Below are 24,733 nucleotides of genomic sequence, written 5' to 3' on the forward strand. Positions count from 1 at the left end.
TTTATGTGTACACATTTAATTGTATTGTTATAGGTATTCTAGTAAATTAAAATTGTATTTAAAAAGCTATGAAATCAAAGTTAACACTTTAATTTCATAGCTTTTAATTATATACATTATTTATCTTTTATATAATCCCTTTATTATTACCCTATATATATTTTTAAAATTATACTAATTTGTTTAAAACTATCCCTTTTTTATGATTACCCTACTTTTTTATACTTACCCCATTTTTAATAATCCGTTTTTTTAAATTATCCAATTTTCTATGATTATCCTACTTTTTTAAAATTACTTTATTCAACTTTCGCAATTTTAAAACAACACAGCATAATTTAGTTGGCAGTTAACAAATTGACAGTTGATAGTTAAATTTGATTTTTCCCAGCTAAACTGTGAGAAATCTAAAATAATATAAAGATCTATAAACTTAAGTCAGTTTATCTTATATCCAAATTAAGATTCTTTTATGTCAGCACAAAATCTTCATTTACTATCAATTTTTCACTGCGAATTGTCAATTACTCTCATATTGTATTATTTTTATATGAAATTAAAATTTTGCATATGCGAAAGTTAAATTATTTTACTTTTTATGATTATCCCACTTTCATTATTTATCCGTACTTTTTTATAATTTTCTCCGCCAGTACATCCATAGATATACAATAATCCATACTTTTTTTTCTTAAATATTTATAAGCTTCATTTTCTGAAACTCTCAATTTCTCCATGACTATTCCCTTAGCTTTATCTATCTTTTTTCTATTTACTAATTCATTTTCCAAATGCTGAATTTTTTCTTGAAGACTATTAACCTTATCAATGTTATTTATACTAAATTCTACAGTTTGATATAATTGTTCTGAATTTATGGGTTTAACTATATATGCAAAAATATTCATTGTCTTCAATTTTTCATAAAACGCAGAATCAATATTATTTGCAGAAAATATAACACTAGATATTCTATCTTCTTCTATTATTTTAGCTGTTTTATATCCATTAATTCCCAATAAATTAATATCCATAATTACTAAATGCGGATATATTCTTCTACTAACTCTTAAAGCTTCACCGCCATCGCCTGCTTGATAAACATTGTATCCTCTCTTTTTTAGGAGTTCACTAATAAGCTTTCTAGATGTACTATCGCTATCAGCAACTACTATCTTATAATTATTCATAATATCACTCCGAAAAGAACTAATCTATTATGGTAGCCAATTTAAAATTTTCTTAAATATCTATCAAGCTCCCACTGGGATACATATTTAGAATATTCATTCCATTCATATAATGCAGCTTCTACAAATCTCTTGTAAGCATACTGTCCAAGTGAGGATTTTATTACCTCATCCTTAGACAAGGCTTTTATAGCTTCATGTAAATCAGTAGGCAACAATTCTATGCCTCTTTCTTTAATTTCTTCATTTTCCATTTCATAAGCATTGCTAGTAACTTGTTCCGGTGGCTCTATTTTATTTTTTATTCCATCTAATCCTGATTTCAAAGTAGCAGCTAAGGCTAAATAGGGATTAGCACAAGGGTCAGGACTTCTAAGCTCAATTCTTGTACCTTCCCCTCTTTCTGCTGGTATTCTGATTAGTGGACTTCTATTGCTTGCAGACCAAGCAATTATTACTGGTGCTTCATACCCCGGAACCAATCTTTTATAGGAATTTACTGTAGGATTAGTTAAAGCCGTAAAAGCTTTAGCATGTTTCATTAATCCGCCTAAGAAATAATAAGCACTATTTGAAAGTTCCAACTTATTCTTTTCATCATAAAAAGCATTTTTAGAATCCAGTGTAGATAGGGACATATTAAGATGCATACCTGAACCACTAATACCATACTTAGGCTTTGGCATAAATGTAGCATGAAGTCCATGTCTTTGAGCAATAATTCTAACCACCATTTTAAAGGTCATTATGTTATCTGCTGTTACTAGTGCATCATCATACTTAAAATCTATTTCATGCTGTCCTGGTGCTACCTCATGGTGAGATGTTTCAATTTTAAACCCCATTTCTTGAAGTGCCATGGTGATCTCATTTCTTGCATTCCCCCCCAAATCTATAGGCGCAAGATCAAAGTACCCTGCATCATCATGAGTTTCAAGTGATGGATTTCCTTTTTCATCCGTATGAAATAAGAAAAACTCACATTCCGGTCCAACCTGCATTTTATATCCCATATCTTTAGCTTCTCTTATCAATTTCTTTAATACATTTCTAGGACAGCCCTCAAAAGGAGTACCATCAATATTATATATATCACATATTAATCGTGCTTCCTTATGGATATTGGTCCATGGAAAAACAGTAAAAGTTGATAAATCAGGACTCAGATACATATCTGACTCTTCAATTCTTACAAAACCATCTATTGAAGATCCATCAAACATTACCTTATTATTTAATGCTTTTTCCAGTTGATCTGATGTAATAGATACATTTTTCATAGCACCCATTATATCTGTAAATTGTAAATGTATAAATTTCACATCAAGTTCTTCAACTTTTCTTAAAAGTTCTTCTCTTTCAGATTGCTTATTCAAGGCTTTTCTCCTTCCTTCATATTCCTAATCTTCATTATACTGTAGAGCATCTCTTCCTTCTGCTCCATTGCTTATACGTATAACATTTGCTACATCATAAATGAATATTTTTCCATCCCCAAAATTACCTGTATGAAGTACTTTTTTTGCAGTTTCAACTACAGTTTCAACTGGAACCTCACAAACCACAATTTCTATCTTTATTTTTTGTAGTAAATTGATATCTACAGTTCTTCCCCTGTAAAATTCTTTATGACCTTTTTGCATTCCACAGCCTAATACATTAGAAACCGTCATACCTGCAATACCTATTTTGCTTAATTCTTCTTTTAAATCTTCGAACTTGCTTGGAGAAGTAATAATATCAATTTTAGTTAATTTTTTATCCATTTATATTCCTCCTCTTTTTTTATTATTATACCATATACTTAAGCTAAAAATTAATGCATAAAAATTATAGAACTAAAATTGTGAACTTACAGAACCATAAGCTTCCTCTCCATGTATTGAAACATCCAAGCCGCTCTTTTCATCTTCTTCACTTACTCTTATCTTTAAGAACTTGTCTATTACTTTCAATATTACAAATGTCATAACTGCAGCATATACAATAGTAGCTCCAATTGCTATTAGCTGAATCAATAATAGCTTTGGATTTCCATGTAATAATCCATTTGCTCCAGCTGGGTTTATTCCTGTTGTAGCAAATATTCCAGTAGCTATTCCTCCCCAGATTCCTCCAACTCCATGACAACCAAAAGCATCTAATGAATCATCATATTTAAATTTCTGTTTAACAAATGTTACAGCACAGAAGCATATACATCCTCCTACTGCACCTATTACTATTGAAGCTAATGGAGTTACAAAGCCTGCTCCTGGTGTTATAGCTACAAGTCCTGCTACAGCTCCACTTACAAGTCCCAGTGATGTTATCTTCTTTCTGTATAAGTATTCACAAAGACTCCAACATATAGCTGATGCTGCTGCAGAAGTATTAGTAGTTACAAAAGCATTTAAGGCTATATCATTAACCGCTAATGCACTTCCTACATTAAATCCAAACCAACCAAACCAAAGAAGTGCTGCTCCTAAAATTGTCATTGGTATATGATGAGGTGTAATACTATCTAACTTTCTTCTCTTCCCAAGCATTATGGCTGCAACTAACGCTGATATACCTGAACTAATGTGAACAACATCTCCTCCTGCAAAATCTAAAGCACCTAAGTTTCTTATCCAACCGCCAACTCCCCATACCCAGTGTGCAAGTGGATCATAAACTAATGTTGACCATGCTAAGAGGAATATTACAAATGCAGAAAATTTCATTCTTTCAGCAATTGATCCTGATATTAAAGCAGGTGTTATTATTGCAAACATAAGCTGAAACAACATAAATAATTGATGAGGTATAGTAGCTGAATAATCTGCATTAGGACTAAAGCCTACTCCCTTTAATCCTGCCCATTGGAAATTTCCTAAAAGACCTCCAATGTCACCTCCAAAGCTCAAACTATATCCAATTAATATCCATTGTATTGATATTAATGCGATTGCTATATAGCTTTGCATTGTTGTACTTAGAACATTTTTTCGTCTAACCATCCCCCCGTAAAATAAAGCTAGCCCTGGTGTCATTAACATAACTAATGTAGTTGCAAAAATCATAAAACCTGTATCTGCTGCGTTTATATTGTTCATTGCCAAGCCCCCTTTAAATTTTTATTTTTGAAATCAATTTAAATCTTGTAAAAGTCAAATAACAAATAAAACTAAAAGGCGTCTACAAATAAGAGAAATTAAAATTCCCATTATTTAAGACGCCATTGCCTTTCAAAACTATTAACTTTTACTTTTATAATTTAAGATTATATTACCTTTATTGATAAATGTCAATATGAGTTTTTGATAATTTTTCATTTAAACCATTACAAAAATAACAAATTCGTAAAATTCCAAAAAAATCAATTCTTTTACTCTAGTTAAATAACTGTAGCATTTTAATTGAGCTTGAATAAAATGTATTAGCAGTATAAAAATCAAACATCAAAATATGAAGATAATAAAAGGAGAAGCATATTATGAGTGATAAATTACATTTTAGTAAAAAGCGCGCTAAAGAAGTAGGTCGAATCCTAGGAATAGACTGGAGAAAAATAGATTTTGAACAATTTTACATGGGAATAAATGTTGAATTGGAACACGGTTCAAGATTTGGAAGTACAACTAATGTATCCAGCGATAGTGCTGTAATATCAGGAAGAATTGCTCTTGCTCATTTGTTTGAAATACCAGATTATTATACTAGATTAGATGCTATGGAAGAAAAAGCAATGAAAGAAATGCGTAAGAATAGAAAAAGACACAGATAATGCAACACATTTTTAGAGGACAATTGACAGAGGACAGAGGACAGTGAAGGATGATTTTTCTCCGCTGCACTACGAAAAATCTTCAATAAAATTTCTGATGACTCGTTTCGCTAAAGCGAAACATTGCTGACTTATATAAATTAGTTTTCTGACGCAAGGAGGAAAACTCACCTTCACTGTCCTCTGTCAATTGTCCTCTGTCCTCTAAAAAGTTGCTTCGCAATGTACTTATATTAAGTTAAAATTTACTTTAAACAATACTTTTCTATACACCAATCTATAATTTCTCTTGCTATACTCATTTTAGACGGTAATTCAATAGTACTAAGATCCTTAAACCAGTCTGCTTTAGTTATTTCCTTACCATCAACACATATTTCGCCACTTTCATATTCAGCCACAAAACCTACCATTAAGGAATTTGGAAAAGGCCAAGGTTGACTTGAAAAATATTTTATATTTTTAACTTTTATTCCTACTTCTTCAGATATTTCTCTTCTAACACATTCTTCAAGAGTTTCACCAGGTTCTACAAAGCCAGCAATAATACTGTGTCTGTTTCCTGGAAAAGACTTGTTATGTGCCATAAGTATTTGTCCATCTTTTATTACTGCTGTTATTACTGCTGGTGAAATACGAGGATAGCTTATAAAACCACATTTAGGACAAACCTTGCCATATTCCCCTTCCATTGTATCTGTAAGGCTTCCACATCTTCCACAATATTTGTGAGTTTCGTCCCATTTGATAATCTGCAAAGCTTTTCCTGATAATAAGAATATATCCTCATCTAAATAGTCATATAAGGATCTTAGTGGTTTAAAACTCATGCTATTGTCCTGTAATTCAATAGAACTGGCATTTACAGCATAACAATTATGTTCATTTAAAGTTCCCATGTAATGTATACTTGTAAAAGGAATATTTAATTCTTCAATACTTATTGCAGTAGGTATTATAACCCTATTGTCTATTATCTTAACTAAAAGTTTATCAGAATTAAATATAAACCAATATGTATTATTGTCATTTTCTATAACTTGTTCAAATTTAGGTATATATCTTTTGTAAATACTCTCTCTTTTCATTATTTATTGCGATTCCACCTTTCTTAAACTATTAACTCATATGCAAAATAGTTATTAACACATGTCACTTAATTTCAATATTTTTCATTAATTGATCATTCTGATCTTACTCTATAAAAATTACAACATATTTATTATATTAAACAAATTTTTCATAGAAAGCAAATAAAACTAAATAATTAGCCATTTAGTGCGATAATTGAATAGCTTTCAATTTTACTAGGATTGTATTTAATTATAAACATAAAGAAAAGAACTGATGTGTCCATAGCATTGATGAAAAAGACAGCAAAATTTGATTTAAAATATGATAAAAGTTATGAAAAATATTTATCAGAAAAAGATGAATTTGCAGAAATTATCAATGCAGAATCAAGCATCAGAAGGGAATTTAGCAATATTATAAAGAAAGTTATTGAAGAAACTATAGCCTTAAACGATGCTATTAAAATAGTAAATGAAAATATATTTTCTCTTAAAGATGAAATAGAAAAACATATTGAATCTATTTCTAGCAAAGCTGTGTTAGGTTCAAAATCAGTTGAAAGTATAAACGAAAGGGCTTCTAAATTAAAAAATGATTTTTCAATATCACATAATAATACTCTAGAAATGCTTAATATGGTAGAAGAAAAATTAAAGAAGTCTTTGACACAATCTAAATCTGTAAATCAAATTAATGAATTACTTAAATTTGTAGAAACTGATGTTACTTGTGACTACAAAACAATGTTAGATGCCACAGATCAATATAAACTTGATGCTGACCTTGTCAATGATTTAGTAAGCAACTTTAGTTCAACCTCTAAAGAATTAGTATCATCTGTTGAAAATATAGTAGTAACTATGAATGGTATAGCTGAAGCCACAAATGAAGGTGCACTTGGTACAAGCAATATTGCTGAAAAAGTATCCTCTGTAGTAGGTAAGGCAAATGAAATAAAAGAAAGTATTAATTCCACTGAAGAAGGTTTTAAAGCTCTCAATAATATGATTTCAAAATTCAATGTATAAGCAAAATTTCATATACTATGATGACCAACTACAAAATAGCAGTGTTCCTAATTGAACACTGCTATTTTATCTTCATAGCCTTGCCTTTTTCACTATAGCTAGTATCATTTACAGATTCAACCTTGAAAGTTCCATTTTCATATACAACTTTAGATATACTAGAGTTATCCAAAGCTCGCAGAGCAAAACTCTTGTCCATGTAGTCAATAATCAATCTAATTACTCCACCATGAGCTACTACAAGTACATTTCCTCCATTATCCTTTGAATTTTCCTCACATATGTCCTTTAAGCTGTTCATTACCCTTTTTATTATAATATCATAACTTTCAGCTTCTTCTGTTTCATCCAAAGCAGCGCATGCATTACAATATTCTTTTTGAAAGTCATATTTTGCTTCTGCTTCTTTAATTGAGCTTACATTAAGATACTTAAGTATGTCACTAAACATTATATTTTGAAATTCTCCTTCGTACTTTCCAAAATAAACCTCTCTTAAACCTTCAAGTTCTTTCAATTTCAAATTTGTACTTGCCTTATTTTCACTTATAACAATTTTGGCAGTTTTTACTGCTCTACCTAAATCACTGCTGTAAGCTGCTTTAAAATTTACATCACTAATCCCCAATCCAGTATTTACAGCTACCTCTATACCTTCCTTAGTAAGAACACCATCACACCAACCTTGAGTTCTCTCGGCTTTATTTAAAATAGTTTGTCCATGTCTCATTAAATATAAAATAACTTTTCCTTTATTTTTATTTGTCATATTTTCCTCCACAATTATACATGAAATTTATCCCAATATTCTACATTATGATTATTATAACCTATATTTAAAATCATTTCATTATATACTGATATGAATTAAAAAATTTTCAAATTATACATCTCATAGATTTTATAGGGTATTGACAGTATAATTAATATTTAGAAAAGGACCTTTTCCCTGGACCAAAGCTATAGGTGCTGCCATATGTGCAGGATTTCCAGTAATCATGAGATTGTTATTCGGTGAGCTGCGTTTAGGTCTATTAGGTGCAATAGGAAGTTTTTCATATTTATATACTTTTAATGAACCCTATGCTCAGCGTGCAAAAAAAATATTTTTTGTTGTAGTTGGCATAAGTCTTCCAGTTGCTTTAGGTATATTAATGTCACCTTATCCTATGCTTATCATATTCACCGTAGATATAATTGGAGCAACTTGCAACCTTCATATTTGGTGTTCTTAAAATACCAGGTCCAGCAGCAATATTTTTTGTATTAAGTTTTTTAATGACAACAGGAATGACTATTGATCCATCATCAGCACCCATTCGTACTGCTGTAGTTTTTTTAAGTGGCTGTTTTGCATGGATATTTAGTATGATAGGTTGGTTTCGTAATCCACATAATCCTGAAATAAAAACACTTAAGGAAGTATACTTATCCTTAGCAGAATTTAGTGAAGCTATTGGCAGTGATAATATCAATAATGCCAGGCAGCGTACTGTTAATGCTTTAAGAGAATCAGAAGAAACCATTTTAACAGGTTATATTTCATGGAAAAATTCATTCTTTTTTAATAGATTAGTTCTTCTAAATGAACAAGCCAATAAGTTATTTTTAGAAATGCTTGAATTATGCTCTAACAAAAACACTAAATTACCAAAAGAATTTAGTGAACTCATAAGGAAACTATATACGGGAATTGAATTGGTAAATGGAGATGTAATTAAACTAAATCCAATATCTAATGAGCTAGATAAAGATTACCATAACTTTTTAGAGATAATTTATGATATCGAGGCTATTATTAATATACCATTAGAATATATTGGACATAGTATCAAAATTTCAAAACCTTCATTAAAAATGAAACTTATTAAAGCTTTCAATAAAGATTCAATAGTATTTGTCAATGCAGTTAGATTTGGATTTATTCTTTCAATATCAACTATGATAGCTTTTAAATTTTCATTTACAAGACCTTATTGGATTGCATTATCCTGTGCCTCGGTCATGCTTGGTTCAACCATTTTGTCTACATTCCATAGAACAATTCAGCGTTCCTGTGGTACTATTGTTGGAATCATGATAGCCCTTGTTATTTTTAAATTGCAGCCACAAGGTTTCATCATAGTTATAATCAATATGTGTCTAACAGCAATGACGGAACTTTTTATTGCCAAAAATTATGCCTTAGCTGCAGTATTCATCACACCAAATGCACTGCTTATAGCAGAAACTTCAACCCAGATACATAATGTTTCTTATTTTGCAGCAGTACGTATTACAGACATATTTATTGGATCTATAATTGGGCTTATTGGTACTTACATCATTGGACGCCGTTCAGCTTCCAGTAGGCTGCCAGATTTAATGGTAAAGTTAATACGCAGTCAGGCTAAAGTATTGGTTCGTTTAGCATCTAAAGCTAAAGAAAACAGTGAGAATAATTCAGAGTGGATAAAGGAAAAAATGAAAATAAATCTTATGAATTTTAAAATGGCCTATAACACAGCATTAGGTGAAATTCCTAATGATGAAGAAATGCTTCAAAGAATGTGGCCTGCAGTTTTTTCATTAGAGCATATTAGTTATATACTTGACTATGGCTCCATAGCAAATGGATCTTTAAAGATATCAGATGAAAATTTAGCACAATTGCTCCTTGTATTTGAAACAATGGCAACAGCTATTGAACAAAGACTGCCTGTACAACCTAAAAAAGTTCCTATTATGGAGGAACTTCCAAAAATTTGTAAAGAAATTAATATACTTCAAGAAGCACTAAGTATTAAATAATCCTTAGTTTCAAATGAAGGATGACTTTCATATTAAAAATTATGTGGTACAAGAATACAGTGAAAGTTTGGATTTTAACTTTTACTACGTGATATATGGTAAGTGAGTCATCACGGCTAAATGTTTTAATTATTCTAAAGCTCCAAATTTTTGAAAACCTAAGAACTTTGTCAAACTCGGTTCCCTCAAACAGTACTAAAGTTCTAAGGCTTTCAAAAATTTGGAGCTAAGAATAATACTAAAACAATTTAGCTAATGTGATGACTCACTTACCATATATCACTACATAAAAGTTAAAATTCAAACTAGTGACTTTATGTGTACACATTTAATTGTATTGTTATAGGTACTTCTAGTAAATTGAAATCATATTTAACATATAGCTTAAAAATTAAGGCAGAGCCTTCTGAAAACTTAATATATTAGATTTGAAAACAAGTTATCTCTTATTTTATAGAAATATCTTGAAAGGAATTGATTGATTAGATGATTTTCTTTTAAGAATCTTTCATTTTTTATACATGAAAGTAATCACAAAATTGTCTAACCGCTAATTTTATTTTTAATGCAATGAATAGCCAATAAGTTTACTAGTTTTTTACAAGCTACACATTATTTTATTTATTAAAAAAATCAACGTAAAACGTATAAACAATAAGAATTAAGAAAGCTACACTTTTTTTATATAGCTCTATATTATAAGCAATTCATCACAATTAGAAGAATACACTTACTACACAACTTTTCCTTTATTCTTATCTGTCATATTTTCCTCCACAATTATATATGAAATTTATTCCAATATTCTATATCATGATTATTATAACCTATATTTAAAATCATTTCTCTACTATAAAGCCTTTTTCAAAGCTAATATCTTAAACAGATTATTGACATTACTTTCTTATTAACTTTTTTTATTACCAAGCTTTGTTTCAAAAGACTTTAAATCTATACCAAATGCATATTTTATTTCACATAATATCCATCTATCTTTACTCTTACTAAATTTCCAATACTCTTCAAAATTAATAACCCTATTTTTTTCTCCTCTTATTATTTCACCGGTTTTTTCATTAATCGTATAATATTTTAATTTTGCCTTTATACGAACCCATACATAATCTTTTTCAATGCCCTCAAAAGCCTGTAGCCCTATAGGCCTTATGCTTAATAAGGTCATTTCTTCTAAAACGCTTGCTTCTTTATTTCTTTTCATCTGTTCAACTTTTAATTTATATTTTTTATATAATTGATCACTTACATATTCTTTAGCTAACTCCTCGTTTCTTTCCATAGTAACAGCTTGTACTTTATAAAATGCCTCTTCCACATCTTTCACCATATGGTTATAATTCCAGTTACTATCATTATTAGATAACTTGTTTATAGTTAAATGAATTTGAATTTTTCTTTTAACTAATATTAATTTAGAAAAAATTATTGGTGCAAAAATAATAAAAATCATTATCCAAAATATCCTGTCATCAATTTCATGACCACTTCCTGGAGAAAAACTACCTGATGAACTATGTGATGAACCTGAATGTCCACCACCTGATTTTGCAAATACGATTGTTGATCCATTAATTACTAAAACCACTAGTGGTATTAATACTGTTGATACCTTTTTTATTAAATTTCTAAACTTAATATTATTCACAATTTACCCCTTTAGCTATAAAAACATAATATTATATAGCTTTCCCATTTATCATTTGAAAACTGAAAAGCTTTATTTATATTAGATAATTTTAGCTAATTCTGGCTAATAAGTAAAGATCATTTTACCATTAATTTCTTTACTTCATAATTGCATATTTCTGTTAGTTACCTCTCTAATCCTTGGCTTCATAGCAATAAGAATATGCATCATATGTAGCTTCTGTTTGTCAAACCAAAGCTTTGCTGCTGGCTTCCTTAAGATTTTACCTCACAGTTGACACTATGAACCCCTGTATCAAATTTTCACCAACAAGTAATCGCCTATGCTAGGCACACACTAAAAAAGAATCACTAAAAAAGTAACGGTTTCACTTTAGAAGTGCAAAATAATGTTGATTTTTGCACTCTTCCATTTTGGCTTAAATCAATGGTCTAAATGTATTTATATAGTAAATTGTATTAACTTTTACACTGTCTTTTGCGTATGAAAAAACAAATGCAATAAATTCATTACATCTGCAAAAATGCTTGTAAAAATGTATACAAAAGCTTATGTATTATAATATAGAATTTTTTAATGTATAATTATATAGATGATTATAAAACACTTTAACTTAATGCAAGGGGGGAGTATTTGTGTTAGAAAAGAATTTAGTATATAATAGACCATTTGAATTTGAGAATTTTGTTTGGGAAATCAATGAAATAAAATATTTCATTAATAAGTACCGACAGATAGATTGTGATAATGAAGCAGATTATTATTATGACTTTATAATTCTTGAATTTGCTGATATTAATGGAGATAAACTATTCAGTATAAGAAAATATAATGACGAAAATAGAATGTCTTTTTTATGTAACCCATATTTAATTGTAAGTGAAGCTTTGCCAAATATATTAAAAAAGTTAAAAATTAAATATCAGATAAATAATTTCTATTATTTAGACATAGATAGAGGGTATCAAAGAATAGAACAAGATAGTATTTAATATCATTTTTAGCTTATAGAATAACTAAATATTAAATGTAAAAAAGTATGTTAATTTTCCATAACTAACATACCTTTTTTATTGCCAAAACTACTGTAAAAATGCCTGCAATTTTTAACTTTACACCTCTAAAGTAACCCCGTTACTAAAAAAGTGATTCTTTTTTATATATGCTATTTATGTAATTCATTATCCCAAGGCATAACATCGCCATCCTCTTTGAGATAATCTAGTATTTGCCACACTCCTTCGTTAGTATAGGAACTTACATAAAAGATTTTCTCACAGCCAGCAAGCTTTAACCATTCTTCTGCTCGTTTAGGATTACCTTCTGGTTGATCTATTTGTGTTACTATACCTATAACTTCTCGGTTTACACAAGGTACAATGTTAGGCGCAAATAGTGAATATGGTTCTATAGAACTGATTACTAAGCCCACTACATCAGCTTCGTAGGAATATAGTGCAAGGGCAGATGCTAAAGATCTATTTTCTGCATATTCTCCTGGCGTATCAATAATTACATCAAAATGATTAATATATTGAGTTTTATGATATGAAATTTTTTCACCTCGTAGTGCCTGCGTAAGAGTAGTCTTTCCACATTCACTTCTACCAAATAAGATTATTTTCTTCATATATTATCACCTACGTTCTTGTCAATTCACATACGGTAAAAAGAAGGTTGTCCCTACAATAATCTATAATAGATTTCATGGCAGATTCAACTTCAGAAAGCCCACCTGTTATAATCAATGTTCCACTAAATCTATCTACAAATCCTAAATCTATATTAGCAGTCTTAGTAGCTATATCTCCTGCAATAATCGTAGTTTCGCTAGGACACATAGTCATAATACCAATAGCTGCTCTTTTATAATCAATAGTAGGATTTAATCCCAATTTCTTATATATAATTTCATCAGGACTAGCAATTATATGTGCAATGGTAATTTGTTTTCCCGGAACCATTTCCTGAATAGCTCTTATTTTACCTTCTTGATCTAGAGCATTTTTGAAATCCATATTCTCATCCCCATTCGACTTAATTTTCTGTCAATAATTTAATGATACGTTATTGTCAAATGGCTGTCAACTTGATGTCTAATTCCACCTAAAACTCGTAAAAAAATTACTAAATTTATCAGCTATTTATTAAATTAAAGCTTAAGACATCTTCAAATTTTACACTTTAAACTTTGAAACTGTATTTGCTAAGGAATCAGATTTTTCTTTTGCTTTTTCAGTTAATTCTACAACATGTCCTGACATTCTAGTTATGTAAGAAGTTTCGCCTGCAATATTTTGAGCTCCACTTGCTTGTTCATTTCCACTATCAGATATTTCCTCCATCAATTTTGATACATTTTGAACTGATGAAAGAAGTTTATTCGAAGTATCACTAAAGTCTGTTACCATCTCACTTATATCTGAAAAATTCTTACTGGATTTTTCATGAGATACTACAATTTCATTATAATCAGGCAAAATCTTTTTATCTATAAATTCCAATATTTCATAAGCACCAGATGATAAGTTTCCTACAGCTTCTAAAATATTTTCAGTAACCTCCTGTATTCTACCTACAGTGTCTTTGGAATCATCAGAAAGACTCCTTATTTCATCTGCTACAACTGCAAACCCCTTACCTGCTTCTCCTGCTCTTGCAGCTTCAATAGATGCATTTAATGCTAGTAAATTAGTATTTTCCATAATATCAAGAATTGCTGAAGATAATTCATTGATCTTAGAAACCTCTTTTGACTCTTTAATAGCATTTTCCAAACTTTCTTTTGTGTTTTTGTATATGCTCATTATACTCTCTCTAGATCTTATGGCCTTTTGCTTCATTTCTTCTGACATATTACTTGCTTTTGAAACACTTTCAGAACTGTACTCAGCCTTTTGTGATATAGATTCTGCATTCTTTTCTATTGTCTTTGATATGTCATTTATTTCTTCAGCAGATTCAGCAGTTTTCTCTGTTGTATCCGATAACTGTTCTGTAGTTGCTGATATCTCTTCTATACTTTTATTAAGATTCTCCATTTCCATATTGATTTGTTTCATATTTTCAGTTACATTTGAAGATTGTTCTATTATATTTTTAATTATGTTTCCCTGATTCTCCTGCATATCCTTTACTGCAGTTGCAAGTATCCCAGATTCATCTTCCATTTTTAACAATTTTTCAGGTACTGGTACCGTAAAATCACCAGATGCTACTATTTTTAAATGCTTTGTAATTGCATTTATAGGTTTTGCTATAAGTGAAGTAATAAAAAATGCTATTAACACACCTATTAATACAAATATAATAGTAGTAACTGTCTCCAGTACTTCATTTTTTGTAAGGCTTTCCATAACTTCAGATTTAGGTACAGATATCCCCAATGACCAATTGGTACCTTTTACAGGCGCATAACCAATATATTTTTTTGTTCCATCTCTATATGCATAACCAGCTGCACCACTCTTGCCTTCCATCATGTAACCTTCAAATTTCATGAGTTCCTGCAAGCTTGGATCGCTTTTACTTTTCTCAATTACATTTTCCATTTTACGTACAAGGGATATATCATTATTTGCTACAGTATGTCCACTTCTACTTATCATAAAAGTTGTTCCAGTTTTACCATACTTAATATTTTGCGTTAATTTGCTAAGTTCACTTCCATCACGAGTAGCAATTAAAACTCCTTTAACTTTTCCCCCATCTTTAATAGGAACGGCATAAGACATAACAAGTCTATTATCCGCTTTACCCAAAACAGGGTCTGAAACTGAACTTTTGCCTTGAAGTGCTTGTTTATAGTTTTCCCTATCATATAAATTTGCCTTTACTCCATCTGTAAAGATAACATTACCACTAACATCACCTATGCCCATACTTATATGCCCACTTCTCTGCACTTCATCTTTTAAAATATTTAGTTTTTGATCTGTAGACAAGGTATCACCGTTTATATAATAATTTCCTGCCAATGCCTCCATTGCATCTAATTGCCCTTCAACTTTAGTCTCAACAAACTTTGCAGATTGCTCTGCCATTTGGAATAAAGACTCAGTAGCATTAGAAGCTAATGTGTTATAAGATTCTATAAAAGATACTGTACCAAGTCCTATACAAATAATTAAAATTAATACTCCAAAGGATATAGCCATTTTTGTCTTAATACTTTTAAATTGCAAATTAATTCCTCCCATTCCTCCCGCTATCATTTTATTGAAATCATGTATCAAATGATAACTATTGTTAGTTATATTTTACACTCAAATTAATTATTTTTCAATATTAATTATTTTTTAACAAATACTTTTAACACGTTATAAAATTTAAATTTAAAAGGGATACTTATTTTATCTTATAAGTATCCCATAAAAAAGAATATCTATTAATTCTTCAATTTCTTTATTCAAACTCATATCGTTTTCTTGAAGGAACTCATCACTTAACAATGCTGATGTAACTTTATCAAGTACATAATCTATAATTTGCGGGTTTATCTTTTTTGATACTTCACCACTTTTCATTCCTTCCTCTAATATATCCCTTACCATTTTAAGTTTAAAATTTCTCTGTTCCTCTAATGCACTCCATAATTCTGGATACATTTTTCTAATTTCCTCTAACAGTTCTAAAGGTATCTTATATTTATGGTATGAAATCATTGCAGCTGTTAGTTTTTCTTTAAGTTCATGAGCTTCTGCAACAGCCGCTTCAGTTAGAGTTTTATTATCTTCTAAGCTGCTTTTTACAAGTTCTATCATTAATTCATCTTTACTTTTGAAATATGTGTATATAGTTTGTTTTCCTATATGAAGCTCCTTTGAAATATCATTCATAGTAAAGCCATTTATACCCTTAACTTTAACAAGTCTATAAACAGCATCAAGTATTCTTTCTTTCAAGCTATTCCCTCCTTATTTTACATTGATATTATAACATGAATAAGTTTCAATCTTAATCCTAACTTTTTTAAATTCTGCTTTTGTTATACCCTGTAAGAAGTTTATATATAGAATCTGTACCAAACTTAAGTGCTTTTATTGGTATTCTTTCATTTGCTGAATGTATAAGCTTAGAATAATCTACACCCTTTTCAAAATACATTGGTGTAAAACCATAGGTCTGTATTCCAAGTTTTGAAAAATGTCTTGCATCTGTTACCCCGCTTGCAAAATAAGGTATTGGTACACCATCATTATCCTTTTCCTTCAAAATGTCTGCTAAAAACTTGTAAAGTCCTATATTAAGCTTATTGGGCCCTTTCACAAAGTTTGTAATTTCCATGTTAACTTCTTTTCCAAGTAATGTTTTTATTTCTTTCTTAAGATTATCTGGACCATACCCAGGCAATATTCTACCATCAAACTCAAGAGTTATTTCTTGTGGTATAACATTAATTTTCTTTCCTCCCCTTACAATTGTAGGAGTAATTGTATTATGAAGCAGTGGTTCAAAAAATCTCCCTTTACTCTTTAAAAGCTTAAGTGTTTTATTGCATGCAATAGGATTCATCAGTGATTTAAAAATAATTTTATATGGAGATGGCAGTACAGCTGAAAGCTCAGATAACATTAGTTTTACTTCAGGTATAATGTGACAAGGCATATACTTTTTATCCATTGTATTAAGAACGTATCCAAGCTGACCCATTGCTCCTCCCCTAACAGGCATAGAACCGTGGCCGCCTTCACCCTTAAATGTCATTTTTACATCACACTTTTGCTTTTCTCCTATCATTATGGGATAAACTTTTCTTTCTCCAAAATACATGGTAAATCCACCAATTTCTCCAATAGCATATTTTACATCTTTAAAAAGTCCTGCATATTCATCACATACATATTTTGCCCCCTGTATTCCACCATTTTCTTCATCACACACAATCATTAAAATAATATCTCCAGAAGGCTTTTTTGCTTCCCTTTTCATTTTTATAAGCGCTGAACACATCATTGCAACTGCACCCTTCATATCCAGAGTACCTCTTCCCCAAATACATCCATCACTTATTTTTCCTCCAAATGGATCATGCTTCCACTTTTCACCTTCTGTTGTAACAACATCAACATGACCATACATAAGTAACGGAGGTGCTTCGCCTTTTCCTTCATAATGAACATATAAATTAAGTCTTTCATCATTTTTGCCTATGATCTGAGTTTTAAATCCTTCACTCTTAAAAATGCCTTCAAGAAATAATATACATTCTCTCTCATTTCCTGGAGGATTTGTAGTGTTAAAACCTATAAGCCTTTGAAGTAAATTTATACTAAAATCATCAATATTAATCCCCATACTTATTCCCCCTATTTATTTCACAAGTAAATTACCATGTTCCTTTGGAAGCAGGCATTTATATAAATGTTTTTTAAGTCTTTTTAATTCTTCAATTTCCTTATGATCAAAATCGTATAAATTCTCACCACTTTCAAGCTGCTTTAAAAGTTTTTCAAATCTTAAAAACTTAAATGTGTTACAGTAATTATTTTGAAATCCTGTGTAAATGTATATTGGTAAAACTTTAAGACCTGTAAGCAAAGTAACCTGTTTTTCTTTTAAAATGCCTTTTGAAATTTCAAGACCTATTATCCATGAAAGCTTTGTATTTTTCGTATATTTATGATAAGCTACAAAATCTCCAAGAGAATATATAATAAATCCATTCTTTACTTCACCTGTAAAAGGATCTTTAAATTCATATTTTTCCATAGGCTGTGCAACATGAGGATGACCACCAAGAATGACATCAATTCCACATTCCATAATTTTATGTCCCATATCAATTACATTTTGAATAGGATAGGTTTCATATTCAATACTCCAATGAAGCACTGCCACAACAATATCTGCTCCCTTTTTCCTGGCACTAGCAGCATGTTCTCTTATAATTTCAATATCCGTATCAGTTTTATTTAATCTAATATAATTTGTAAGATATTCTTTTCCCTTTGTCGTTTCTCTTCCATTAAGGCTATAAGTATAAGATAAAAAAGCAATTTTAATTCCGTTCTTTTCAATTATAGGTATATTATCCTGTTCTTCTTTTGATCTTGATGTACCAACATGTGCATATCCTTTAAAGTCAAGAAAATCAATATTGGCTATTAGACCCTCCTCACCTTGATCAAGACAATGATTATTAGCTGTAGAAAAAAAATTTATACCTTTTCCATTTAAGCAAAATCTTTCAAACATTTCAGGACTTGTATTTATAGTAGGTGGAGCTGTAAATTCTGTAGGCACACCCTTTGAAGAATGTTTAGGGGTTACTAATGCTTCCAAATTGGCCACAACAATATCTCCAGAAAAATAGAAATCACCTATATCTTCCCACATATTTTTTGTATTATCTGGTCTTATATGAGCTGATGCATTTAAATCACCTGCAGCAGTTAGAAACAAGCTGCTCTTTTTAGCAAAATCCTTTGGTGGATTGTAATTCAAATTTTGATATAAAAAATATTTTTCAATATTCTTTCCTCTTTCTCCCATATCAGGCTGCTTAATAAAAAATTTATATCCCCACCAAAGCTTTTCTCTCCAATCCATGTATTTGAAATTATCTTCATATTCCTGTGAATACTTATATTTTTTATAATTTATTAAACCAGCTGTTTTTAATATTGTTTTTATCATACCTGTTTTAATATTCAATACACTCCCACCCTTAAATCTTTTTAAAAACTATAAATACACTTTCGGTTTTTATAGTTTTAAAATTATTATAGGACTATATAAAATTCCTGTCAATAACAAATATGGGAAAGTGCATGGACCATTCCAAATATGATCGTAGTTATTACTACCGGAATACAGTCAAGCCAAAATGCTGTACAAATAAGACAACATACAGGAAAAATCACCATAGGCATAGGAATGCCTAAAAAGTCTTTACCTAAAATCACATAAGTACTGCCTTTAAAAAAGTACCTTCCCCACAATACAAAATATAATATCATGAAAATAAATATTCCAATTGTCCATGGACTTTTTAGACTCGCATTTGGATTTTTAGTCACAAAAAATAACAGCAAAAATGAAATAATCCTAAATATATTTTCAATAGTCCCTATAAATCTCATACTACTCCTACTGAAAGATAATACTCTGGATCGTCATATATTTTTGCATCGCTAAATATAAACTTATTAGATCATCATTAGATCATATCAAATCGTAAAATTCGATTAAATTGATTAAAATAATCGACTTATCATTGTATATGGTTTATGATACACTGATGTAAAATACAATTTAAGTTAAATTTTATGAAATTCAAGCAAAAGAAAGTTATGTTAAAACTTAAAAGAGGGGATTGAATAAATTTATGGATAGTAATTATATAAAAAAATTAGCTTACTCCTTTGGTGCTGATGTATGTGGAATTGGAAGTATAGATAGATTTAAAGATGCTCCAAAGGGGTTTCATCCACTGGATATTTATCCTAAAGCAAAGTCAGTTATATCATTTGGTAAACACTTTCCAGCAAGCTTATTTGCTGCAAATACCAAAGCTCCTTATACTCTTGTAAAAAATAAATCAATTCAATTATTAGATGACATTGCCATTAAACTGGCTTTTCATATTGAAGATCAAGGTTACAAGGCAATTCCAATTCCATCTGATGAACCTTATGAATATTGGGATTCAGAAAATAAACATGGAAGAGGAATATTATCACTAAAACATGCAGCTCAAGCTTGTGGTGTAGGATGTATTGGTAAAAACACATTATTAGTAAATGAAAAATACGGTAACAGGCTTTATCTTGGAGCAGTGATTACAAATATAGAATTAGCTTCAGATGATTTATCACGTAATTTATGTATTGAAAGCTGCAATCTTTGTTTAAAATCCTGTCCTCAATCTGCACTAGATGGCACTACAATTATTCAAAAGAAATGTAGACAATCCTGTATCTCCTCAACTCCTGGTGGTGGATTTATATATTCCTGCTATACCTGCAGAGAAGTATGTCCTTTTTCAAAAATATAAATGCAAAGTTCCATTAAAGCTTATATTTTAAAGCTTTAATGGAACTTTATTTTTTAACTCAGTTTTCTATTTTACAGTAAAGCTATCCATTATTTGAAAGTTCATTCTAAAACCTTTGAAAGAAGAGTTATCAGTACCATTTATTTTATTTGTTATAAAAATGTAATAATTTTGCCCAAGTTCATATGGTTTATATGGAAGTATATTTATAGATTTTTTATCTTCCAATAAACGTGCTACTGTTGGAATTATATTTCCATTGCTATCTATCACATAAACATTTGAATCATTTACATTTTCTTCTTTAAGTTGTTGATTAAAGCATATTGTCCAATGCTTATTTGCAGAAACATTTGAATAACTCTTCAAATCCTGCCAATTTTTATCCTTTAAACAATTAATATCTACAGGTAAATTTATTTTACTTAAAGGAAATGCAGATTTTTCATTATATTTTTGTGGAGTTCCCAGTGCATATTGTACACTTACATTACTATTTAATTTCAAATCCTTTATTTTGTTTTTCCATTCATTATTGTTATTAACATAAAAAAGCTCTGATTCATTATTTTCATTTTGAATTTCTAAAAATATAAAATCATTTGTAGTATATATATTTTTTAACTGACCCAAAATGAAAGAGGAACCTACTACTAGATCATCATCATTTTTTTTAGCACCTATCAAATTATAAACTTTTCCAGAAGAATTTTTTACGCTTATACTTGGAGATGATATTTGAGTCTTGATTATAGTATAAGGATAAGTTACCATTTGATTTACTAAAGCATTTTTATCTGGCTTTGTTTCTTCTACTAATATGTTTGCCTTTCCATCTGCATCCTCTACAGAATCTACTTTAATATTGTAACCACCAGTAGGTTTTTCTCCTGACATAACAGCTACATATAAATTATTTGAAGTACTGTCTAAATAATAAACGAATCCTTCAGTATTCTTATAGGTATCTATTGCTTTTGTTAAAGCTTCTGGAGCATTATTATATGTTATCACCTGAAAGTTAACTTTATTATAAACTTCTGGCTGCTGGCTAACATAGTTTGTAACCTGAGTTACCCCAGCTCCCTTTGCTGAAATAGGTGCCCATATCACTCCTGCAGCTAACACAATACATATAGGTATTAATTTTTTTCTAATCATTTATAAATCTCCTCCTTATCAATACAGTTTCTACTATTTCACACATAATTCATTTTCACTACTTAGACGTATAAAAAATAAAATACGCTCCATATTTTTTCATCAATATTATTTTATGGATTTAGCTATATCTATCAAGGAGTTTTCAGTCAAATTACCACTTAAAGTATATTGTATATCACTGGTTATCCAGCTGATTTTTGTATCTGTGTCATTTTGACTTTCATAAGCCTTATTGTTTCCAACTGATATAATTTTCTCTTCTTTCAAATTGGACAAATTTTTGCTTTGCAATATTTCAAAATAGGAAGAATCAGAACTATAACTCAATTTAATACATTTTTCATTATGATCTGGAATAGATATATTAGTAAGAGCAAACCCTTGTGGAACGTAAGAAGGAAGCAAAATCTTACCTTCAAAATAATTTTCAGCAGCTTCTATATCTAAAGGTCTTTCCGAGCAACTTAAATTAGCTCTTTCAGGAACACTCCTATCAATATCTTTATCAACATCCTTTTTAGTATTCATTTGATCTTTGGAATTATCTTTAGATGGACTTAAGGGCTTATTATTATCATTTGAACTTTGTGAAGCTGTGTCTGCTTTTTTAATTATTGTATTAGTATTTGTAGTATTAGTTGTTAAATTAGGATTTTCAGTTATTGTATTAGAATTCAAATTTTTATTTTGAGATTCAGAATTATGCTTTTTTTCATTATTTAAAGCTAAATCTTTAGAATCATCTACTTTCTTGTTTTCTGCAATTTTAGGAAGACCCTTATTTTCCTTTATAGTATTTTTATCCTCATGTTTTACTGAATTATAAGCAACATTAGTATTATGTGAAAAATGATTATATATTCCAAAAGTAACTATTAAAGCAGCAACTGAAGCAGTAGAAACAATTAATGGGTTTAATTTAAAAATTTTTTTATTATTGCATTTTTCTAAAGTTTTTCTTTCTAATTCATCAGTTACATAAATATCTTCAAGAATTTCATCTGATATTTGTTTAAAGTTCTCCAAATTATCTTTCATACTCAATCTTCCCACCTATATTAGATTTTAACACAGTTCTAGCACGAAAAAGCCGGCTGCGTACAGTTCCTTCTGGTATTTTCAACATGCTGCTTATATCCCCAGTAGACAATTCTTCATAATAATAAAGAATTATAATTTCCTTATATTTACGGGGTAAATTCATAACTTCTTTTAACAATTTTTCATTTTCAATTTTATTTATAACTTTAGTATCTACATTTTCACAAGCATCTGATAGTGAATCATCACTAATATCCTTAAACATAACAACCTTTTTAAACCAGGAAATTCTAAGTATGTCTTTGCAGGTATTCATAGTAATAGTTATAATCCAGGTTTTTTCACTGCTCTGATTTTTGAATTTATCAAAATTTTTATAAACCTTGATAAATACCTCCTGAAAAGCATCTTCTGCTAGATACCTATCTTTTAAATATATATAAGCAATTCGCAGCACATCATTTCCATAGCTGCGTATTAGCCTTTTTATTTCTTCATTCATATTTTAACAACATCCATTCAAGATATTTTTTCTTCATAAATAATTCTCAAGCTTAAATAAACTTTCTTAAATTAGACGTATAGAATTTTAATTACGCTTCATAAATAAATAAAAAATATATTACTTTTCTTATAAACATAAGATCAGCATTTTGAAACTGATAATCTATTATTTACAAAATATGTTACAATTGTTTTATAATATTGAATTACGAATATTTTTCACAAAGAAAGTGAGGATTTTTTATGAATATAATTGATTTGACACATACTATTTCAGAAAACATGCCAGTTTATCCAGGTACAGAAGGACCTAAATTAGAAGCTGCAAGTACCTATGAAAAAAATGGCTTTAAGGAAACTTTACTTACAATGTTTTCTCACACAGGAACTCATATGGATTCGCCTGCACATTTATTTTCCCAAAGAACTACTCTGGATTCATTTTCTCCAGAACAATTTGTAGGAAAAGGTTTGGTTATTGATTGTAGTGATTTAAAAGAAGGTGAAAAAATCACCATAAAATATATTGAAGCTGTAAAGGAAAATGCAGATAAAACACAATTTATTCTTTTTCATACTGGCTGGGATAAATATTGGGGTACAAGCTCCTACTTTGGAGAATACCCTTATATCACAGAAGAAGTTGCTGAATACTTATTAAATAGCAATAAGAAAGGTGTAGGTCTAGATGTTATAGGTATTGATCCTATTGAAGATGAAAATTTGACAATTCACAAAAAACTTTTAGCTGAGAGTAATATAGTTATTATTGAAAACTTAACCTGCCTAGACAAGGTTGGAGATGATTTATTTACCTTTTGTGCGCTTCCACTAAAATTTAAGAATTCTGATGGAGCACCTGTTAGAGCAATTGCCATTTTAGACGATAACAAACAAAACTTTAACTTAATATAGTAAGCAAGGCTTCGCAAGTTAAGAATTAATAATGAAGAGTTAATAGTTGAAACATTAGTGTTGATAATAAGACATTTTTAAGGGAACTCTTAAAAAGAGTCCCCTTAAATCGTATTTTAAAAAAAATTACTCATTATCCTAATTTGTCACCTTTTTTAACAGGTTGCTGAGGTTGTATTAGTACCACTCCTTGTTTAGCATAAATTCCTAATACTAATACCTCTGACATAAAATCAGCAATTTGTCTTGGTGGAAAGTTTACCACTCCTAAAACTTGCTTACCTATAAGTTCTTCTTTTTTATAACATTCAGTAATCTGAGCACTGGATTTTTTTATCCCAATTTCATTACCAAAATCAACCCATAATCTATAAGCAGGTTTTTTTGCTTTTTCAAAAAACTCCACCTCAGTAATTTCTCCAACTCTAATATCTAATTTCATAAAATCCTCAAAAGTAGCCAAACTAAATTCCTCCTTGCATAAAAATATTGTTAAAATTCAATAAATTCAATTGCATATTTGTTCAATTATATATCAAGTGAATGAAAAATTACAAGTTTTTAACATAAACTATTAGTTCTTCACCCTTAGCTATTAACTAAAAATATTGC

The 24,733-nt window shown here is 29.6% G+C and carries 22 protein-coding genes and 1 pseudogene; 6 read left to right on the forward strand and 17 right to left on the reverse strand.

Features of this window, described 5'->3' with window-relative positions:
• Positions 1 to 620: 620 nt before the first annotated feature.
• From Q6H37_RS17440 to Q6H37_RS17455, 4 genes are all read right to left on the reverse strand, one after another.
• On the reverse strand, positions 621 to 1,190 hold the full coding sequence (locus tag Q6H37_RS17440) for an ANTAR domain-containing response regulator (protein WP_318734557.1): 570 nt from the start codon (positions 1,188 to 1,190) through the stop codon (positions 621 to 623).
• 41 nt (positions 1,191 to 1,231) lie between these two features.
• Complete coding sequence (gene glnA, locus Q6H37_RS17445; protein WP_318734562.1) at positions 1,232 to 2,566, reverse strand: type I glutamate--ammonia ligase; 1,335 nt, start codon at positions 2,564 to 2,566, stop codon at positions 1,232 to 1,234.
• 24 nt (positions 2,567 to 2,590) lie between these two features.
• Positions 2,591 to 2,956, reverse strand: coding sequence for a P-II family nitrogen regulator (locus Q6H37_RS17450; protein WP_007062231.1), 366 nt, complete (start codon positions 2,954 to 2,956; stop codon positions 2,591 to 2,593).
• A 72-nt stretch (positions 2,957 to 3,028) separates the two neighbouring features.
• Positions 3,029 to 4,270 carry an ammonium transporter gene (locus tag Q6H37_RS17455; protein ID WP_318734573.1) on the reverse strand — a complete coding sequence of 414 codons (1,242 nt, stop codon included), beginning with the start codon at positions 4,268 to 4,270 and terminating at the stop codon, positions 3,029 to 3,031.
• A gap of 380 nt (positions 4,271 to 4,650) precedes the next feature.
• Here Q6H37_RS17455 and Q6H37_RS17460 point away from each other — a divergent pair, with 380 nt between their 5' ends.
• Positions 4,651 to 4,941 (forward strand): DUF5661 family protein, encoded by a 291-nt coding sequence (locus tag Q6H37_RS17460; RefSeq protein WP_318734577.1) that lies wholly within the window; start codon positions 4,651 to 4,653, stop codon positions 4,939 to 4,941.
• A 245-nt stretch (positions 4,942 to 5,186) separates the two neighbouring features.
• On the opposite strand, the gene nudC is transcribed toward Q6H37_RS17460, so the two are convergent.
• Positions 5,187 to 6,029 carry an NAD(+) diphosphatase gene (gene nudC / locus Q6H37_RS17465; RefSeq protein ID WP_318734580.1) on the reverse strand — a complete coding sequence of 281 codons (843 nt, stop codon included), beginning with the start codon at positions 6,027 to 6,029 and terminating at the stop codon, positions 5,187 to 5,189.
• A gap of 273 nt (positions 6,030 to 6,302) precedes the next feature.
• On the opposite strand from nudC, the gene Q6H37_RS17470 reads away from it, so the two are divergent.
• Positions 6,303 to 7,043: a hypothetical protein gene (locus tag Q6H37_RS17470; RefSeq protein WP_318734582.1), complete on the forward strand. Its 741-nt coding sequence runs from the start codon at positions 6,303 to 6,305 to the stop codon at positions 7,041 to 7,043.
• Between the two features lie 61 nt (positions 7,044 to 7,104).
• Here the strand turns inward: Q6H37_RS17470 and Q6H37_RS17475 are convergent, their stop codons facing one another.
• Entirely contained in the window at positions 7,105 to 7,812 is a 708-nt protein-coding gene (locus Q6H37_RS17475; RefSeq protein WP_318734585.1) for a histidine phosphatase family protein, read from the reverse strand.
• 157 nt (positions 7,813 to 7,969) lie between these two features.
• Here Q6H37_RS17475 and Q6H37_RS17480 point away from each other — a divergent pair.
• Positions 7,970 to 9,833: pseudogene (locus Q6H37_RS17480) on the forward strand (FUSC family protein).
• A gap of 907 nt (positions 9,834 to 10,740) precedes the next feature.
• Here the strand turns inward: Q6H37_RS17480 and Q6H37_RS17485 are convergent.
• Positions 10,741 to 11,496 carry a Tim44-like domain-containing protein gene (locus tag Q6H37_RS17485; protein ID WP_318734588.1) on the reverse strand — a complete coding sequence of 252 codons (756 nt, stop codon included), beginning with the start codon at positions 11,494 to 11,496 and terminating at the stop codon, positions 10,741 to 10,743.
• 638 nt (positions 11,497 to 12,134) lie between these two features.
• On the opposite strand from Q6H37_RS17485, the gene Q6H37_RS17490 reads away from it, so the two are divergent.
• A complete protein-coding gene (locus Q6H37_RS17490) occupies positions 12,135 to 12,491 on the forward strand; it encodes a hypothetical protein (protein WP_318734590.1) in 357 nt (118 codons plus the stop codon).
• A 173-nt stretch (positions 12,492 to 12,664) separates the two neighbouring features.
• Here the strand turns inward: Q6H37_RS17490 and Q6H37_RS17495 are convergent, their stop codons facing one another.
• The 6 genes from Q6H37_RS17495 to Q6H37_RS17520 all read right to left on the reverse strand — a co-directional run bounded on the left by Q6H37_RS17495 (position 12,665) and on the right by Q6H37_RS17520 (position 19,155).
• Positions 12,665 to 13,129: a EutP/PduV family microcompartment system protein gene (locus Q6H37_RS17495; protein ID WP_318734593.1), complete on the reverse strand. Its 465-nt coding sequence runs from the start codon at positions 13,127 to 13,129 to the stop codon at positions 12,665 to 12,667.
• 10 nt (positions 13,130 to 13,139) lie between these two features.
• Positions 13,140 to 13,517: a BMC domain-containing protein gene (locus Q6H37_RS17500; RefSeq protein WP_318734595.1), complete on the reverse strand. Its 378-nt coding sequence runs from the start codon at positions 13,515 to 13,517 to the stop codon at positions 13,140 to 13,142.
• A gap of 159 nt (positions 13,518 to 13,676) precedes the next feature.
• Positions 13,677 to 15,683, reverse strand: coding sequence for a methyl-accepting chemotaxis protein (locus Q6H37_RS17505; protein WP_318734597.1), 2,007 nt, complete (start codon positions 15,681 to 15,683; stop codon positions 13,677 to 13,679).
• A gap of 168 nt (positions 15,684 to 15,851) precedes the next feature.
• Positions 15,852 to 16,403 (reverse strand): TetR/AcrR family transcriptional regulator, encoded by a 552-nt coding sequence (locus Q6H37_RS17510; protein ID WP_318734599.1) that lies wholly within the window; start codon positions 16,401 to 16,403, stop codon positions 15,852 to 15,854.
• Positions 16,404 to 16,470: 67 nt separating this feature from the next.
• Positions 16,471 to 17,796, reverse strand: coding sequence for a M20/M25/M40 family metallo-hydrolase (locus tag Q6H37_RS17515; protein ID WP_318734600.1), 1,326 nt, complete (start codon positions 17,794 to 17,796; stop codon positions 16,471 to 16,473).
• A 15-nt stretch (positions 17,797 to 17,811) separates the two neighbouring features.
• The gene (locus Q6H37_RS17520; protein WP_318734604.1) at positions 17,812 to 19,155 is read right to left on the reverse strand and encodes a CapA family protein; all 1,344 of its coding nucleotides are present in this window, start codon (positions 19,153 to 19,155) and stop codon (positions 17,812 to 17,814) included.
• A gap of 673 nt (positions 19,156 to 19,828) precedes the next feature.
• Here Q6H37_RS17520 and Q6H37_RS17525 point away from each other — a divergent pair.
• Entirely contained in the window at positions 19,829 to 20,497 is a 669-nt protein-coding gene (locus tag Q6H37_RS17525) for an epoxyqueuosine reductase (RefSeq protein ID WP_318734606.1), read from the forward strand.
• Between the two features lie 66 nt (positions 20,498 to 20,563).
• Here Q6H37_RS17525 and Q6H37_RS17530 read toward each other — a convergent pair whose 3' ends face one another.
• The 3 genes from Q6H37_RS17530 to Q6H37_RS17540 form a co-directional block, all read right to left on the reverse strand.
• The gene (locus Q6H37_RS17530) at positions 20,564 to 21,658 is read right to left on the reverse strand and encodes a protease complex subunit PrcB family protein (protein ID WP_318734610.1); all 1,095 of its coding nucleotides are present in this window, start codon (positions 21,656 to 21,658) and stop codon (positions 20,564 to 20,566) included.
• Between the two features lie 108 nt (positions 21,659 to 21,766).
• A complete protein-coding gene (locus tag Q6H37_RS17535; protein WP_318734612.1) occupies positions 21,767 to 22,699 on the reverse strand; it encodes a DUF4367 domain-containing protein in 933 nt (310 codons plus the stop codon).
• On the reverse strand, positions 22,689 to 23,204 hold the full coding sequence (locus tag Q6H37_RS17540) for a sigma-70 family RNA polymerase sigma factor (RefSeq protein ID WP_318734615.1): 516 nt from the start codon (positions 23,202 to 23,204) through the stop codon (positions 22,689 to 22,691). Before Q6H37_RS17540 ends, Q6H37_RS17535 begins: the two co-directional genes overlap by 11 nt.
• 245 nt (positions 23,205 to 23,449) lie before the next feature.
• On the opposite strand from Q6H37_RS17540, the gene Q6H37_RS17545 reads away from it, so the two are divergent.
• Positions 23,450 to 24,121, forward strand: coding sequence for a cyclase family protein (locus Q6H37_RS17545; protein WP_318734617.1), 672 nt, complete (start codon positions 23,450 to 23,452; stop codon positions 24,119 to 24,121).
• A 133-nt stretch (positions 24,122 to 24,254) separates the two neighbouring features.
• Here the strand turns inward: Q6H37_RS17545 and Q6H37_RS17550 are convergent, their stop codons facing one another.
• Complete coding sequence (locus Q6H37_RS17550) at positions 24,255 to 24,584, reverse strand: tRNA-binding protein (RefSeq protein ID WP_318734620.1); 330 nt, start codon at positions 24,582 to 24,584, stop codon at positions 24,255 to 24,257.
• Positions 24,585 to 24,733: the final 149 nt, after the last annotated feature.

The sequence above is a fragment of the Clostridium sp. JS66 genome, assembly GCF_033561535.1.
Lineage (GTDB): Bacteria > Bacillota > Clostridia > Clostridiales > Clostridiaceae > Clostridium_AM > Clostridium_AM carboxidivorans.

Excerpts from the sequence above, each read along its gene's own strand:
- Q6H37_RS17440 (WP_318734557.1), bottom strand. The coding sequence starts at position 1,190 with ATGAATAATTATAAGATAGTAGTTGCTGATAGCGATAGTACATCTAGA.
- Q6H37_RS17450 (WP_007062231.1), bottom strand. The coding sequence starts at position 2,956 with ATGGATAAAAAATTAACTAAAATTGATATTATTACTTCTCCAAGCAAG.
- Q6H37_RS17455 (WP_318734573.1), bottom strand. The coding sequence starts at position 4,270 with ATGAACAATATAAACGCAGCAGATACAGGTTTTATGATTTTTGCAACT.
- Q6H37_RS17460 (WP_318734577.1), top strand. The coding sequence starts at position 4,651 with ATGAGTGATAAATTACATTTTAGTAAAAAGCGCGCTAAAGAAGTAGGT.
- nudC (WP_318734580.1), bottom strand. The coding sequence starts at position 6,029 with ATGAAAAGAGAGAGTATTTACAAAAGATATATACCTAAATTTGAACAA.
- Q6H37_RS17475 (WP_318734585.1), bottom strand. The coding sequence starts at position 7,812 with ATGACAAATAAAAATAAAGGAAAAGTTATTTTATATTTAATGAGACAT.
- Q6H37_RS17495 (WP_318734593.1), bottom strand. The coding sequence starts at position 13,129 with ATGAAGAAAATAATCTTATTTGGTAGAAGTGAATGTGGAAAGACTACT.
- Q6H37_RS17500 (WP_318734595.1), bottom strand. The coding sequence starts at position 13,517 with ATGGATTTCAAAAATGCTCTAGATCAAGAAGGTAAAATAAGAGCTATT.
- Q6H37_RS17515 (WP_318734600.1), bottom strand. The coding sequence starts at position 17,796 with ATGGGGATTAATATTGATGATTTTAGTATAAATTTACTTCAAAGGCTT.
- Q6H37_RS17525 (WP_318734606.1), top strand. The coding sequence starts at position 19,829 with ATGGATAGTAATTATATAAAAAAATTAGCTTACTCCTTTGGTGCTGAT.
- Q6H37_RS17530 (WP_318734610.1), bottom strand. The coding sequence starts at position 21,658 with ATGATTAGAAAAAAATTAATACCTATATGTATTGTGTTAGCTGCAGGA.
- Q6H37_RS17535 (WP_318734612.1), bottom strand. The coding sequence starts at position 22,699 with ATGAAAGATAATTTGGAGAACTTTAAACAAATATCAGATGAAATTCTT.
- Q6H37_RS17540 (WP_318734615.1), bottom strand. The coding sequence starts at position 23,204 with ATGAATGAAGAAATAAAAAGGCTAATACGCAGCTATGGAAATGATGTG.
- Q6H37_RS17545 (WP_318734617.1), top strand. The coding sequence starts at position 23,450 with ATGAATATAATTGATTTGACACATACTATTTCAGAAAACATGCCAGTT.